10 protein-coding genes are annotated in these 14,539 nt (G+C 63.2%); 4 read left to right on the plus strand and 6 right to left on the minus strand.

Going from position 1 to position 14,539, the window contains the following annotated elements; all coding sequences use genetic code 11:
* The first annotated feature begins 18 nt into the window (after positions 1-18).
* The 4 genes from FAY22_RS13210 (at position 19) to FAY22_RS13225 (ending at position 4,315) form a co-directional block, all read left to right on the plus strand.
* Positions 19-681 carry a protein-L-isoaspartate O-methyltransferase gene (locus FAY22_RS13210; RefSeq protein WP_146330634.1) on the plus strand — a complete coding sequence of 221 codons (663 nt, stop codon included), beginning with the start codon at positions 19-21 and terminating at the stop codon, positions 679-681.
* A gap of 10 nt (positions 682-691) precedes the next feature.
* Positions 692-1,015 carry a rhodanese-like domain-containing protein gene (locus FAY22_RS13215; RefSeq protein WP_146330635.1) on the plus strand — a complete coding sequence of 108 codons (324 nt, stop codon included), beginning with the start codon at positions 692-694 and terminating at the stop codon, positions 1,013-1,015.
* A 33-nt stretch (positions 1,016-1,048) separates the two neighbouring features.
* Positions 1,049-2,362 carry a TolC family outer membrane protein gene (locus FAY22_RS13220; protein ID WP_146330636.1) on the plus strand — a complete coding sequence of 438 codons (1,314 nt, stop codon included), beginning with the start codon at positions 1,049-1,051 and terminating at the stop codon, positions 2,360-2,362.
* 369 nt (positions 2,363-2,731) lie between these two features.
* The gene (locus FAY22_RS13225; RefSeq protein WP_146330637.1) at positions 2,732-4,315 is read left to right on the plus strand and encodes a PAS domain-containing methyl-accepting chemotaxis protein; all 1,584 of its coding nucleotides are present in this window, start codon (positions 2,732-2,734) and stop codon (positions 4,313-4,315) included.
* Between the two features lie 42 nt (positions 4,316-4,357).
* On the opposite strand, the gene FAY22_RS13230 is transcribed toward FAY22_RS13225, so the two are convergent.
* From FAY22_RS13230 to FAY22_RS13255, 6 genes are all read right to left on the minus strand, one after another.
* Positions 4,358-7,537: an efflux RND transporter permease subunit gene (locus FAY22_RS13230; protein WP_146330638.1), complete on the minus strand. Its 3,180-nt coding sequence runs from the start codon at positions 7,535-7,537 to the stop codon at positions 4,358-4,360.
* A 90-nt stretch (positions 7,538-7,627) separates the two neighbouring features.
* Positions 7,628-8,776: an efflux RND transporter periplasmic adaptor subunit gene (locus FAY22_RS13235; protein ID WP_210411821.1), complete on the minus strand. Its 1,149-nt coding sequence runs from the start codon at positions 8,774-8,776 to the stop codon at positions 7,628-7,630.
* 254 nt (positions 8,777-9,030) lie between these two features.
* On the minus strand, positions 9,031-10,920 hold the full coding sequence (locus FAY22_RS13240) for a bifunctional diguanylate cyclase/phosphodiesterase (protein WP_246860507.1): 1,890 nt from the start codon (positions 10,918-10,920) through the stop codon (positions 9,031-9,033).
* A gap of 2 nt (positions 10,921-10,922) precedes the next feature.
* A complete protein-coding gene (locus tag FAY22_RS13245; protein ID WP_146330641.1) occupies positions 10,923-11,456 on the minus strand; it encodes a YfiR family protein in 534 nt (177 codons plus the stop codon).
* 5 nt (positions 11,457-11,461) lie between these two features.
* Positions 11,462-13,480 (minus strand): TonB-dependent siderophore receptor, encoded by a 2,019-nt coding sequence (locus FAY22_RS13250; protein WP_146330642.1) that lies wholly within the window; start codon positions 13,478-13,480, stop codon positions 11,462-11,464.
* Between the two features lie 216 nt (positions 13,481-13,696).
* Positions 13,697-14,329 (minus strand): TetR family transcriptional regulator, encoded by a 633-nt coding sequence (locus FAY22_RS13255; RefSeq protein WP_146330643.1) that lies wholly within the window; start codon positions 14,327-14,329, stop codon positions 13,697-13,699.
* Between the last annotated feature and the right edge of the window lie 210 nt (positions 14,330-14,539).

Consider the following 14,539-nt stretch of genomic DNA (forward strand, 5'->3'; position numbering starts at 1 on the left):
AACCCGTCGAGTGCCGAAATGAATATCGAAAAAGCCCGTTTCAACATGATCGAACAGCAGATCCGTCCGTGGGACGTCCTGGATCCGGACGTGCTGGAACTGCTGGTGGTGGTCAAGCGCGAGGCCTTCGTGCCGGAGGCGCACAGGAACCTGGCCTTCATGGATACCCAGATCCCGCTGCCGGGCGGTGAATGCATGTTCACGCCGAAGATGGAAGCGCGCATCCTGCAGGAGATCGCCCCGAAGAAGCACGAGCACGTCCTGGAAATCGGCGCGGGTTCCGGCTACATGGCGGCGCTGCTGGCGCACAAGGCGCGCCACGTGACGACGGTCGAGATTTCCCCGGAACTGAAGGCGATGGCGCAGAAAAACCTGGCTGACTACGGCGTAACCAACGTCGACGTCGTGCTCGGCAACGGTGCGCAGGGCTGGACCAATCCCGGCACCAAGGAGCCGTACGACGCGATCGTGATTTCAGGCTCGCTGCCGGTGCTGCCGGACAGCTTCCTCAAGCAGATCAAGGTCGGCGGCCGCATCTTCGCCATCATCGGCGAATCGCCCGTGATGAGCGCGCAGCTCATCACCCGCACCTCGGACAGCGCCTACAACACGGTCAAGATCTTCGAAACCGACGTCAAGCCGCTGCACGAAGCGCTGGTGCCGTCGCAGTTCGTGTTTTAAGGGATTCAACATGCAAACGTTGACGGCACCGGAACTGGCTCAATGGCTCGCCGATGAATCGCGCGAGCCGCCGGTGCTGCTCGACGTGCGCGAGCCGTGGGAATTCCAGACCTGCCGCATCGAAGGATCGCTGACTATCCCGATGCATTCCATCCCGGAGCGCATGCAGGAGCTGGAGGAAGATGCGCCCATCGTGTGCATCTGTCATCACGGCGCGCGCAGCATGTCGGTGGCCGCCTTCCTGGAACGGAACGGCTTCACCAATGTGACCAACCTGACTGGCGGCGTCCATGCCTGGGCGCTGCAAGTGGACAGTTCGATGCCGACCTATTAACTCTTTCAAACAACACTCCAACGGAGAAACCTGATGCGGAAATCCCTTGTCGCCACGCTAATCGCCGGCACCTTCCTGACGCTGAACGCACATGCAACCGATCTGTTGCAGGTGTACCAGGAAGCTCTCGCCAACGACGCGCAGTATGCCAGCGCGCGCGCGGCGCTGGCTGCCGGTCAGGAAAAGACGACGCAGGGACGTGCCGGACTGTTGCCGACGGTGGGCGTGACCGGCAGCTATGGCCGCAGCGGAACGGATATCGACAGCAGCCTGGGGACCGCGCACAGCAATTTCACCAGTAATGGCTATACGCTGGCGCTGTCGCAACCGCTGTTTCGAGTCGCCAACTGGGAGAACTACCAGCAGGGCAAGCTGCTGACGGCGGTCAGCGAGGCGCAGTTCGGGCAGGTGCAGCAGGACCTGATCGTGCGCGTGTCACAAGCCTATTTCGACGTGCTGGCTGCGCAGGACGCGCTGGCGTCGGTGCAGGCGCAGAAGACCGCGATCACCGAACAGCTGGCGGCAGCCAAGCGCAATTTCGAAGTCGGCACCGCGACCATCACGGACACCCATGAGGCGCAGGCGCGCTTCGACCTGGCCGTGGCGCAGGAAATCGCGGCGCAGAACGATCTGCAGATCAAGCGCACCACGCTGCAGCAGATCATCGGAAAACCGGCGGGCGACCTCGCGCCGCTGCCGGCCGGCGTCAAGCTGAATTCCCCGGAACCGGCAACCATCGACCAGTGGGTCGAAAGCGCGGAACGGCAGAATTACGGCGTGGTCGGACAGCAGCTCGCGCTCGAAATCGCACAGCGCGACATCAAGCGCAATCGCGCAGGTCATTATCCGACGCTCGACCTCGTCGCCAGCCGCAATCACAGCAATCCCGCCTCCGTCAGCCTGCAGAACTCCACCGCCACCACCAATACGGTCGGCGTTCAATGGGCAATTCCGATTTTCTCGGGATTCGCAGTCGACAGCAAGGTACGCGAATCGATCGCTCTGGAAGACAAGGCGCGCGCCGACCTGGAAAACGCGCGCCGCGTCGCCGCACTGGGTGCACGCCAGGCTTTCCTCGGCGTGAACGCGGGACTGGCGCAGGTGAAGGCGCTGGAAGCGGCGGAAGTCTCCAGCAAATCGGCCCTCGAATCGAACCGTCTCGGGTACCAGGTCGGCGTGCGCATCAACATCGATGTTCTCAACGCGCAGCAGCAGTTGTATTCGACCCAGCGCGACTTGTCGAAAGCACGTTACGACACCATCGTCAACGGCCTGCGCCTCAAATCCGCGGCCGGCTCGCTGGCCGAAAACGACCTGATTCAGATCAATTCACTACTGAAGCACTAAGCAGACGCGGGCGGCTTGACGTGCCGCCCTCTTCCATCCCCCCGCTTCCCCTGCCGCCGTCTTTTCGCTGAAAATCAGCCTAATTCCACTCCGCCCGGCGGCATTCCCTCTGTATCCCATCAAAAATCGGCACCGCTCCAAGCGCAGCATGCCCGCATTCCCATCCCATCATCGGGAATATACATCCCGATAACAGGAATTCATTTCCCATTTTTGGAAGCGCCGGCCTTGCCGGATTGCATCTCGTTTCCATCCCACGCGCATTTCCGGCCCGCGCAAAAGATGTATTGCGCTGGCTTGTTAATTGCTGATCAGCCCGGCATCCCATTAGAAGACCGAAAATCAGCAGCCCCACGGAGGAAGTACCCCATGCGCAAGAACCTGCCGGTTACCGGCGCCGAATACATATTGAAAGACTCGGAAACGATCGTTTCGAAGACCGACCTGAAAGGCAAGATCACCTACGTCAACCGCGACTTCATCGACATCAGCGGCTTCTCGGAAGAGGAGCTGCTGGGGGCACCGCAAAACATCGTGCGCCATCCCGACATGCCGCCGCAGGCATTCGAGGACTTCTGGCGCACGCTCAAGAGCGGCAAGGCATGGACCGGCCTGGTGAAAAACCGCTGCAAGAACGGCGATCACTACTGGGTCGAAGCGAACGCCGCACCTATCATCGAAAACGGCAAGGTGACCGGTTACACGTCGATCCGCATCAAGCCCTCGCGCGAACAGGTGGAGGCGGCCGAAGCCGCTTACCGCACCATCAATGCCGGCGACAAGACGCTGGAAATCCGCGAGGGCATGGCGGTGCGCCGTTCGCCCCTGGACAGACTGAACATCGCGCACAAGCTCTCCCTCAAACGCAAGATGGGCATGGCGTTCGGCATCCTGGCGCTGCTGTTTGCCGCCAACGGCGCTGCCGCCATGGGACTGGCCAACGGTACGACGGCGCTGGCGACAGCGGGAGCCGGCCTGCTGCTGGCGATCCTGTTCAACACCATGCTTCACAGCAACATCGTCGCTCCGCTGGAGCGCGCCCGGCGCGACATCGAACGCATGAGTATGGGCGACCTGTCGTGCAAGATCGAATCCGCGGGAGACAACGAGATTTCCCGGCTCCTCCAGTCGATCCGCATCCTGCAAACCAACGTGAAACTTCTGGTCGGCCAGATCAAGGAAGCGACCGACCTAGTCAACCGCGGATCGCGCGAAATCGCGACCGGCAACGCCGACCTGTCGGCGCGCACCGAATCGCAGGCCAGTTCGCTGGAAGAGACAGCCTCGTCCATGGAGGAATTGACCAGCACGATCCAGCAGAATGCACAAAGCGCGCAGGAGGCGAACAAGCTGGCCGAGTCGGCCTCCGGCATCGCCGCCAGGGGAGGCGCTGCGGTCGGGCAGGTGATCGAAACGATGGGCGCGATCAAGGACAGTTCGCGCAAGATCGCCGATATCATTTCGGTCATCGACGGAATCGCCTTCCAGACCAATATCCTGGCGCTCAATGCCGCGGTGGAAGCCGCGCGCGCAGGCGAAGAGGGGCGCGGTTTCGCGGTAGTCGCGTCGGAAGTGCGCACGCTGGCGCAACGATCGGCCGTGGCCGCCGGGGAAATCAAGACCCTGATCGTCGACTCGGTCGAACAGGTGGAAGCCGGCAGCGACCTTGTCGATCGGGCCGGCAACACCATGGAAGAGGTCGTCGCATCGATCACGCAGCTGGCCGAGATCATGAATCACATCACGTTGGCCAGCCGCGAACAGCGTGCCGGCATCGAACAGATGAACCAGGCGATCACGGAAATGGACGCCATCACGCAGCAGAATGCCGCTTTGGTCGAGCAGTCCGCTGCCGCGGCGGAATCGCTGCAGGAGCAAGCGGAGAAACAATGGCACCTGGTCGGCGCGTTCAAGCTGGCCGCGGCAGAACGCTCTGCGAGATTGCTGCACTAAACGGTGCCACCGCTATACACCCATCGCATACCAGCCGGCTCCCTATTCCGGCTGCGTGGCCGGCGGGCGGCCATCGGCCGCCCCGGATTCCTGCTCGCGCCGGAACGGCATCTTGCGCTCGCTGATGCGCTGTAGCACGACATAGAAAACGGGAATGACGAAAATCCCGAGCATGGTGGCAAACAGCATGCCGAACACGACAGTCGTGCCGATCGATTTCCGGGCCCCGGCCCCGGCTCCTGTCGCGATCGCCAGCGGCAGCGTGCCGAGGATGAAGGCGAACGAAGTCATCAGGATCGGGCGCAAGCGCAATTGCGCCGCCTGCCGCGCCGATTCGACGATCGCCGTGCCGCGCTCGCGCGCAAGCTTGGCGAACTCGACGATCAGGATCGCGTTCTTCGCCGCCAGGCCGATCAGCATGATGAGGCCGATCTGGGTGTACACGTTATTGACTTCGTTGCGCAGCAACAGGCCGACAAATGCGCCCAGCACTCCGAACGGAATCACCAGCAAAATCGCGACCGGCATCGCCCAGCTCTCGTACAGCGCCGCCAGCACGAGAAAGACGAACATCAGCGACAGCGCGAAGATGTAGGCTGTCTGGCCGCCGGTCTTCAGTTCCTGGTAGGTCGAGCCGGTCCATTCGTAGCCGAAGCCGGCCGGCAGCGTGGCGGCGGCGACTTCCTGCATCGCCTGCGCCGCCTGGCCGGAGCTGTAGCCGGGCGCAGTCGCGCCGGTGATGGTGGCGGCACGATAGATGTTGTAACGCTCGTAGAATTCCGGACCGCTGATCGATTTGGGGCGCAGCACCGCGGACAGCGGAATCATGTCGCCATTGGTGTTGCGCACGTAATAACGGTTGACGTCGTCCGGGCTGGCGCGCGCGCCCGCCTCGGCCTGCATCTGCACCCGGAAGGTGCGGCCGTACAGGTTGAAGTCGTTGATGTAATAGCTGCCCATCAGCGCCTGCAGCGTGAAGAACACGTCCGTCAGCGCGATGCCGTAGGTCTTGACCTTCTCGCGGTCCACCTCGTACTCGATCTGCGGCGTGCGGTCGTCGTAGTTTGGAAACACGAAGCCGATTTCGGGCCGCTTGTGCGCGGCGGCCACGACCTCCTGCAAGACCTGGCCAAACCGCTTCGGGTCGCCGCCGGTCCGGTCCTGCAGGATGAAGTCGAAGCCGCCGGTGGTGCCGAGGCCGCGTATCGGCGGCGGATTCAGCACCAGCGCCCGTGCTTCCGTGATTTCCGAGTTCAGGCGCCTGAGCAACGTACCCACGATCGCATCCGCGCTTTCGTTCGCCCCCTTGCGCTCATCCCACGGCTTGAGCCGGATGAAGCTGGTCGAATTGTACGAGGTGGTCAGGCCGGTCAGCAGATTGAAGCCGGACAGCGATGCAACGCCATCCACGCCCGGCGTTTCCCTTGCAATGCGGGTCAATTGCGCGACTGCCGCATTGGTGCGCTCGAGCGACGCGCCGTTCGGCAGCTGCATCACCGCGAACACGTAGCCCTGGTCCTCCGTCGGCACCAGGCCGGTCGGCCGGTTCTTGATCAGCAGGTACAGTGCGGCGATGATGACGATGAACGTCAGCATCACCAGCACGGCGTGGCGCACCAGCGTCACCACGGTCGCGCTGTAGCGGTTGGAAGAAGCATCGAACAGCCGGTTGAAGCGGTCGAAGAAGCGGCCCAGGAGACCGTGCGGCCGTTCATGCGCGGCGGGACGCAGCAGCAATGCGCACAAGGCCGGCGTCAGCGTCAGCGCGACGATCGCCGACAGAATCACCGAGATGGCCAGCGTCAATGCGAACTGCCGGTAAAGCTGCCCGGTCAGGCCACCGAGGAAAGCCACCGGAATGAACACCGCGGCGAGCACCAGCGCAATCGCGATCACCGGGCCGCCCACGTCGGCGATCGCGGCCTTGGTTGCCTCCTTGGGGGAAGGATGCTCGGTATCGAGCCGGTGCTGCACCGCTTCCACCACCACGATCGCATCGTCAACCACGATGCCGATCGCCAGCACCAGGCCGAACAGAGTCAGCGTATTGATGGAGAAGCCCAACGCGGAGAAAGCGGCGAAGGTGCCGATCAGGGACACTGGGATCGCCAGCATCGGGATGATGGTGGCGCGCCATGTCTGCAGGAACAGGAAGACGACGATCAGCACCAGCACGAACGCGATGCCGAGCGTGATCAGCACGTCCTTCAATGACTCGGTGACGAAAGGCGTGGTGCTGTAGGGGATCGAATACACCATCCCCTGCGGGAAGCGCTTGGCCGCGTCGTCCATAGTGATCTTGACCTGCCTGGCGACGTCGAGCGCATTGGCGTCGGGCTGCAGGAAGATGCCGATGAAGACGCCCGCGATGCCGTTTTCCTGCACGCCGATGCTGTAGTCGGCGCCGCCCAGTTCGATGCGTGCGATATCCTTCAGGTACACGATCTGGCCGTTGGCGCCGGCACGCACGATCATGTTTTCGTATTGCGCCGGGTCCGACAGCCGCCCCGCGATGGTGGCCGAATACTGCATCTGCTGTCCTGCGGGAACCGGCGGCACGCCGATGCGGCCGGCTGGCGCCACCACGTTCTGCTCCTGGATCACGTTGCGGACATCGCCCGCGGTCACGCCCAGGCGCGCCATCTTGTCCGGATCGAGCCAGATGCGCATGCTGTAGTCGCGCGCGCCGAAGATGCGCACGAAACCGACGCCGGGAATGCGCGACAGCGTGTCCTGCAGGTTCAGCAACGCGTAGTTGCTCATGAACGTGGTATCGAAGCGCCCGTCGGGCGACGTCAGCGCCAGCACTTCGAGGAAGTCGGTCGATTGCTTGCGGATGGTGATGCCTTGCCGAATCACGTCCGCCGGCAGCGTGCTCTGCGCAATGGCTACGCGGTTTTGCACGTCGACCGCATCGAGATCCTGGTTGGTGCCGATGTCGAACGTCACGGTCAGGCTGTATGACCCGTCATTGGCGCTCTTCGAGTCCATGTAGATCATGCCCTTGGCGCCATTGACCTGTTGCTCGATCGGCGCGGCGATCGATTGCGTGACGACGTTGGCATTCGCGCCCGGGAAACTCGTGCTTACCTGCACCTGCGGCGGCACGATTTGCGGATACTGGGAAATGGGCAAACCAAAGGCGGCCAACGCACCCGCCAGCGTGATGATCAGCGAGACGACGGTCGAAAAGACGGGGCGATCGATGAAAAAATTAAACATCTGCGTGTCGCTTTCGCTTGCTAAAGGCCAGTCGTGACAAGGCCGGGCGCGGGATGTGCCCGGTTTGCGCGGCGAGCGGCAACAGCAACGCTAGCGCCCCTGCTTCCCGCCCTCCTGCGCGCTACCCGGCTGATCGGCCTTCCTCTGCTGCCCGGCCGGCACCGGCTTTACCGTCGCGCCGGGTTGCACCTTGGCGATGCCTTCGACGATGACCGTCTCCCCCGGTTTCAGGCCCTGCTCCACCAGCCAGTCGTTGCCGATGCGCTGGTTGGCGACGATATCGCGGCTCATCGCCTTGTTATCCGGCCCGACCACATACACCGACCGTTTTCCCTGGATTTCCTGTACCGCCTTCTGCGGCACCAGGATCGCATTCGGGTTGCTCCTGCCCGGCACGATTACGCGCATGAATTGCCCCGGCCTTAAATCGCCATCGGGGTTGGGCACCACCACCCGGACCGGCAGGGTGCCGTTGCGCGGGTCGACTGCCGCATCGACGAAATTCAGCTTGCCGCTGTATCGGTAATCACTGCCATCGATCAGCTTGAGCTTGAAATCGGGCGACTTCCTCTCGTCGCGCAGATTGAACTGCTTTTGCAATTCCGCGAGCTTCTCTTCACTGATCGTGAAGCCGACATAAATCGGGTCCTGCGAGTAGACCGTCGTCAGCAAGGTACTGGAGGCGACCACCAGCCCGCCGGGCTTGATCAGCGCGCGGCTGATCAAGCCGTCGCGCGGCGAACGGATGGCGGTGTAGTCGAGGTTCAATTGCGCTTGCCGCACCTGGGCTTCGCCCGACAGCACGCTGGCCGCGTCGGCGCGCTCCTTGGCGATGGCGCCCTCCAGATCCTGCTGGCTGATCGCGCGCGAATCGATCAATTTCCTGAAGCGCGCCAGCGTCTGTTCGGAATTGAGATGCGACGCCCGCGCCTGTTGCAGATTCGCCTTGGCCTGGGCCAGCGCCGTGCTGTAAGGTTTCTGGTCGATCACGAACAGCAGATCGCCCTTTTTCACTGGTGTTCCATCCTTGAACGCCTGCCGCTCCACGATGCCGCCGACGCGCGCACGGATTTCCACCGCTTCCACTGCCTCGGTCTGTGCCGCATAGTCTTGCGATAAAGTGACCGGCGTTGCGGCAAGCTTGATGACGGACACTTCCGGCGGGGGCGGAGCATGTTGCGCGGCATCCTGTTTTTTTTCACCGCAGGCCGAAAGTCCGGAAATCAACAAGGAGAACAAGATTAACCGGCAACTCCTGGCGAGCGCGCGCATCACAGGGATCGCTCCGACATGGGCCACGACGTTTTCCTTGTTCTTGCGGGTGGATTGAGCAATGACTATGGATCCGATGCATGCTTTTCAGAGCCACATCCGCACAGTATTGAACAAAGACCTGTTGAACGGAAAAGCAAAACCGATCCCCGCTTGACGCACGTCAGTGCGCCAGCATGATATCGCCGTTGCTGAACGAAATTATTCTTCGACGAACGTTGCTAAGCTCGTATTTTTTCCGTCGGCACCGTGCTGTTGCGCAGGAATGCCTGGATGCGCTCCGGCGTCCCCGGCTCGGCAAAGTAATAGCCCTGCATGATGTCGCAGCCAGCCTTGCGCAGGAAATCAAGCTGCTGCTCGGTTTCCACGCCCTCGGCCACCACCGACAGGCCAAGACTGTGGGCCATCGCGATGATCGCGGTGGTGATCGCTTCATCGTCGCCGTCGCCGGGAATGTCGCGCACGAAGGTGCGGTCGATCTTCACCTGGTCGATCGGGAAACGCTTCAGATATGCCATCGACGAATACCCGGTGCCAAAATCATCGATCGACAGCCGGATGCCTTCCGTCTGCAGTCTTTGCAACAGCTCGACATTGGCATGAACGTTTTCCATCAGCACCGTTTCCGTAATCTCCAGCTCAAGCTGGCCGGGCGACATGCCGGTCTCGCGCAAGGCCTCGAGGATGTCTTCCACCAGCTGGCTGTCCTTGGTCTGCCGCGCCGACAGGTTTACCGACACATGCACGTCGCCCAGGCCAGCCTCGCGCCATGCCGCAACCTGCCGGCAGGCGGTGCATAGCACCCATCGCCCGATCGGCACAATCAGTCCGCTCTCCTCGGCCACCGGGATGAATTCCGCCGGGCTCACCATCCCGAGCTCGGGATGATTCCAGCGCAGCAGCGCTTCCAGGCCGACCAGGCTGCCATCCTTCAGGCTGAACTGGGGCTGGTAATACAGCTCCAGCTCGCCGCGCTCCAGCGCCTTGCGCAGGTTGACCTCCAGCGACAGGCGCTTCTGCACCCGCTGGTCTAGCTCCGGACGGAACAGCTCGAACGCGTTCTTGCCCTTGTTCTTGGCCTGGTACATCGCGGTATCGGCGTTGCGGATGAGCGTCTCGAGGTTGGCCCCGTCCTGCGGATAGACGCTGATGCCGATGCTGGCGGTGACGTAGATGTCATGCACGTCGACGGCGAAGGGCTCGGCCAGCGCGGCGAGAATCTTCGCGGAGATGAGAGCGCCCTGCGTTCCGGCATCCGACTCGAGGATCACGGCGAATTCGTCGCCGCCGATGCGGCAGATCACGTCGGCGCTGCGCAGGCAGTCGACCAGGCGCTGCGCAACCAGCTCGAGCAGCCTGTCGCCGCATTGATGCCCGAGCGTGTCGTTGACGATCTTGAAGTTGTCGAGATCGAGCAGCAGCAGTCCCACGCTGCCTCCCGCCCGGTCGACGCGCGACAGCGCAAACAGCAGGCGTTCATTGAACGCATGCCGGTTCGGCAATCCGGTGACCGGGTCGACATGCGCCAGGTAGTGCAGATGCGCCTCGGCGCTCTTGACCCGGCGCCGCATGCGGCGCACCAGCAGGTAGGCCGCGGCCAGCGAACCGGCGGCGATCGACAGGGTCAGGCCGATATAGCCGAGCAGCCGCCCGTACAGCCGGTCCAGCCCGGCGCGCACCACCACGTAGCCGATATGCACGTCCTCGGAATCCACATACCGCACCAGCTCCATCCGCGTGACGCCGAACCGGTGGCCGGCTTCAAGCAGGCTGGGCGCCGGCGCAGCCACCGGTGCGGCGCGCCCGCGCGTATATGACGCCAGCTGCCGGCCGCCCAGCGTGAAGATGCCGGCCGCCTGGATGCTGGGGGATGCGGCCAGCGCATTCAGCGTTTCCGTTCCCGCCCTGCCGTCGTTGAACAGCAGCGCCGCCACGCTGTTGTCGCTAACGATGTGCGCCTGCACGCCGAGGTCTTCCACCATCGCGTCGCGCAGCAACAGGAACTGGAACACGATCAGCAGCACGCTCGCCACCAGCAGCGCGGTGGCGGCGCTGGCGAGATTGGCCAGCGTAAGCCAGCGGCCCAGCCCGGCGGCGCTTGTGTGCGGCACTTTCATTGCACCGTGCGCGCCAGGCGCAGCAATTTGGAACTCAGCGCCAGCCTGGCCTGCCGCGCCGCGCGCGTGTCGATATCGAACACAACCCGGTTGCCGGCCATCGCCAGCGCGACGACGACGCCGTCGCGATCGATCCCTTCATCATCCGAAATGGTAAGCACGCCGCTACCCAATCCTTTTCTGATAGTCGCCCAGCGCTCCCTGTCGACGCTGTCGAGAAACAACACATGGCAGGCACGCAGGTTGCGCGCCGCGCCCAGGCTGCGCACCGCGATCTTGTGTCCCCGGATCGAACGCTCGCCCAGGCCGATCAGCGGCGCGCGCAGCGCGCTGCCCGGGTTGATGCAGATATTGAGCGTTCCGCCTTCATAGGGCGTCTCTGCCGGCCAGCCCGTAAACAGCGCGAAGTTATACACGAATGCCGCTTTCAGGTCGTACTCCTGCACGGTCTGCGCGGCAGCCGGCCACGCCGGCAGCCACAGCGCCGCCGCGAGCAGCCATGCGCTCCGCCGTTTGGCTCGCCATGCCATGGACATCAGAAGGCCGCGCACAGCTTGACGCGGAAGCTGCGGCCGTCCTGCCGGATCGCATCCTGCGCATGTTCCGCGGAGCCAGGATCGGCATAGCCGCGGTCGAACAGGTTGTATACGCTGGCGGAGACGTCCAGACCGCGCGCCAGCCGCGCCGACGACAGGGTCAGGTTGGCCAGCCAGTAGCCGCCGGTCGAGCCTTGCCGGGTGAGGCGGCTGCCCACGTACTGCGCCTCCGCGCCGGCCCACCAGGCGGCACCCGGCAGCGGCGCGGACAGGTTGAACTTGGCCAGGTGGCGCGGCGAATTGACCAGCGTCGCGCCGCTCGAATCGTCCTGCGCCTGCTGCCAGCTGTAGCTGGTGCGCAGCTTGGCGCCGCCGCCCCACGCCTTCTCCAGCTCGAGTTCCAGGCCGCGCGCGGTAGCCTGGTCGACGTTGCGGAACACGGGCAGGTTATCCGCCGGATCGACGGTCTGGGAGATCAGGTCGCGCACGCTGTTATGAAACGCCGATGCCGTGATACGCGTGTCGGCGTTCAGGTATTGTTCGACGATCAGCTCGCGCGTGCGGATGCTTTCCGCCTTCAGCGCGGGATTGGCCTTTTGCCCGCCCTCGCCGGTCAGCTGGTAGTACAGCTCGTAGGCATTGGGTGCGCGGTAGGCGGTGCCGTACACGGTCTTGACCGTGGTGGCCGGCGTCAGCTTGTACATCAGTGCCAGGCGCGGATTGTAGGCGCTGCCCGCGGTGGAATGACGGTCGTAGCGCATGCCCGCGTTGAGCAGCAGGTCGTCGCGCAGGATGATTTCATCCTGCAGGTAGACCCCGGCGCGCGTGCCGTCGCGGTGGTCGTCGAGGTTCAGCTTATACGGATCGACATTGAAGTTGTACTGGTCGCGCCGGTAGTCGCGCTGGTATTCGGCGCCCGCCACCACCTTGTGGCGCGCGAAATGGGTGCTGACCAGTTTCGCCTCTCCACCCCACCAGCGCGCCTGCGCGCCGTCGCGGTTGACCGTCAGCGGCGGGTAATCGTAAATGTAATCGCCCAGGTAGGTGCTGCTCCCCCAGTACAGACGCGACGACAGCTCCGCATGATCGGACAGCGCGCCCGTGTAGTTCGCGTCAACGGCGCTCTGGGTGTCGACGGTGTGTGCGCGCGGATCATTGAATACCTGGGAAAACGACGCGGTCGGAATGCCCTTGGTGCGTTCGCCATGCGATGCGGAGATCCGGAACGGGCCGGCCGCACCTTTTACGAACAAGTTTTGCGCGCGGTCGTAGTCGAGCCTTCTCGCAACGCCGTTGTTCTGCGCTGGCGTGTCGAATTCGGGGAAGTACAGGTCCTGCCCGTCGATGCGATAGGAGCTTGCCGAGATCAGGAACTCCCTGTCGTCGTCATGCCAGCCATAGCTCGCGCGTGCCTTGCGCGCCCCGTAACTTCCGGCTTCGACTGCAGCGCGGGCGCCGCTCATGTCGCTGCCGCGCCTGGTGATGATGTTGATCACGCCGAAGAAGGCATTGGAGCCGTAGATCGACGATCCGGGTCCGGGAACGAACTCGACGCGCTCGATCAGGTCGACGTCGAGCATGAATTCGGTGCCGATGGCGGCCTGGTCGTACACCGCGTCATTGATCCGGTAGCCGTCCACCAGCAGCAAAAAGCGCGTGTTGTAGTCGCCGGGGCGCAGAAAGCCGCGCGCGCCGAGGTAGCTGTAGTTGCGGTCATTGTTCACATACAGCCCGCGCATGCTGCGCAGGATATCGGCCAGCGTGCGCCAGCCGAATGCCCGGATGTCTGCCGCGGTGACCACCGACACCGCCGACGGCGCGTCGCTGACCTTCTGCACGAATTTCGATGCGCTATAGACTTCGAGCGAAAGAAGCTGCTCCATCGGCAGCGATGCAAGGTCGGCGTCCGCGACCACCGCGCCCGCCGGCGCCCATGCCAGCAGGCCGAGCGCCAAGGCGCAGCAACGGACCGCTTCCTGCGGGACCAACGTTCCGGAACGTGCAGACTTGCCTGGCATGCCGACTACCCTTGCTTGACTTGGAAAGCGTGATCCCGGTGGATGACGCGCCCAAGGCCCCATGAATGAAAAACAAGACGTGCATCTTTAAAAGATGACTATTGGAAACATTTTAACCAAGCTCAGGGCAAAGCGGCTGATTATCGTAGCTGCGTCGCACAACGCGGCGCCGGCCGCGATGCGGCTTCAGGCGCGGGCGGCAGGCGCTCGCGCCGGCTACCGGCGCAGGGAAGGGGCGTAACGCAGGGTGTCGAAACAGGCGTCGATCAGCTTTTCGGCATTCTCTTCGAGATTGAAGCTGTCCGGCGCGAACAACCAGTTGTTGAGCAGGCCGCCCATCGCCGCATGCAGGGTCACGCCCGCAAGGCGGAGGTCGAGGTCGGCGGGAAGCTGCTGTCTGTCGATTGCCTTGCGCAATATGCGCTCGATATTGGCCATCCCTTCCAGGTAGCACTCCCGCTGCCGGATCACGATCGGGTCGGCTTCCTCGACGAACTCGCACTTGTGGAAAATGATGTCGAACACCTTGCGCGAATGCGGATTGCGGGCGGCTTCGTGCAGCACGAACACGCAGGTGTCGCGCAGCTTGCCCAACGGGTCGACCTCGCCTTCCTCCGCGCCCGCTTCCATCATCGATTCCATCGGCAACCGCACGCGCTCGCACATGGCGTCGAACAGGTCGCTCTTGTTCTTGAAGTGCCAGTAGATCGCGCCCCGCGTCACATCCGCAGCCTGCGCCACTTCGGCCAGCGAGGTTTGCGCCACGCCCTGCGCGTGAAACACATTTTCCGCCGCATCGAGAATCCGGTTGCGCGTTTCGAGCGCTTCTTCCTTGGTAGATCGGGCCATGATAATTCGTTGTGAATGTGAAAACGGTCAAACTGCGGTAGAGTCACTTCCTCGGGAGGCGCCCAACATACATTCATGCATGTATGTATAATACCAGTCTTCTACCCTCAAGAAGAATAGAGCTGCATCAAGCGCCGCGTCCGCAGCCGCCCGGCTCACGTGCGTGTAGCGCCGCCATGCCGCCCGATCGCGACCCATTCAATTACTGTG

It is taken from the genome of Noviherbaspirillum sp. UKPF54, from assembly GCF_007874125.1.
GTDB lineage: Bacteria > Pseudomonadota > Gammaproteobacteria > Burkholderiales > Burkholderiaceae_D > Noviherbaspirillum.

Excerpts from the sequence above, each read along its gene's own strand:
- FAY22_RS13210 (WP_146330634.1), top strand. The coding sequence starts at position 19 with ATGAATATCGAAAAAGCCCGTTTCAACATGATCGAACAGCAGATCCGT.
- FAY22_RS13225 (WP_146330637.1), top strand. The coding sequence starts at position 2,732 with ATGCGCAAGAACCTGCCGGTTACCGGCGCCGAATACATATTGAAAGAC.
- FAY22_RS13220 (WP_146330636.1), top strand. The coding sequence starts at position 1,049 with ATGCGGAAATCCCTTGTCGCCACGCTAATCGCCGGCACCTTCCTGACG.
- FAY22_RS13250 (WP_146330642.1), bottom strand. The coding sequence starts at position 13,480 with ATGCCAGGCAAGTCTGCACGTTCCGGAACGTTGGTCCCGCAGGAAGCG.
- FAY22_RS13245 (WP_146330641.1), bottom strand. The coding sequence starts at position 11,456 with ATGGCATGGCGAGCCAAACGGCGGAGCGCATGGCTGCTCGCGGCGGCG.
- FAY22_RS13215 (WP_146330635.1), top strand. The coding sequence starts at position 692 with ATGCAAACGTTGACGGCACCGGAACTGGCTCAATGGCTCGCCGATGAA.
- FAY22_RS13255 (WP_146330643.1), bottom strand. The coding sequence starts at position 14,329 with ATGGCCCGATCTACCAAGGAAGAAGCGCTCGAAACGCGCAACCGGATT.
- FAY22_RS13230 (WP_146330638.1), bottom strand. The coding sequence starts at position 7,537 with ATGTTTAATTTTTTCATCGATCGCCCCGTCTTTTCGACCGTCGTCTCG.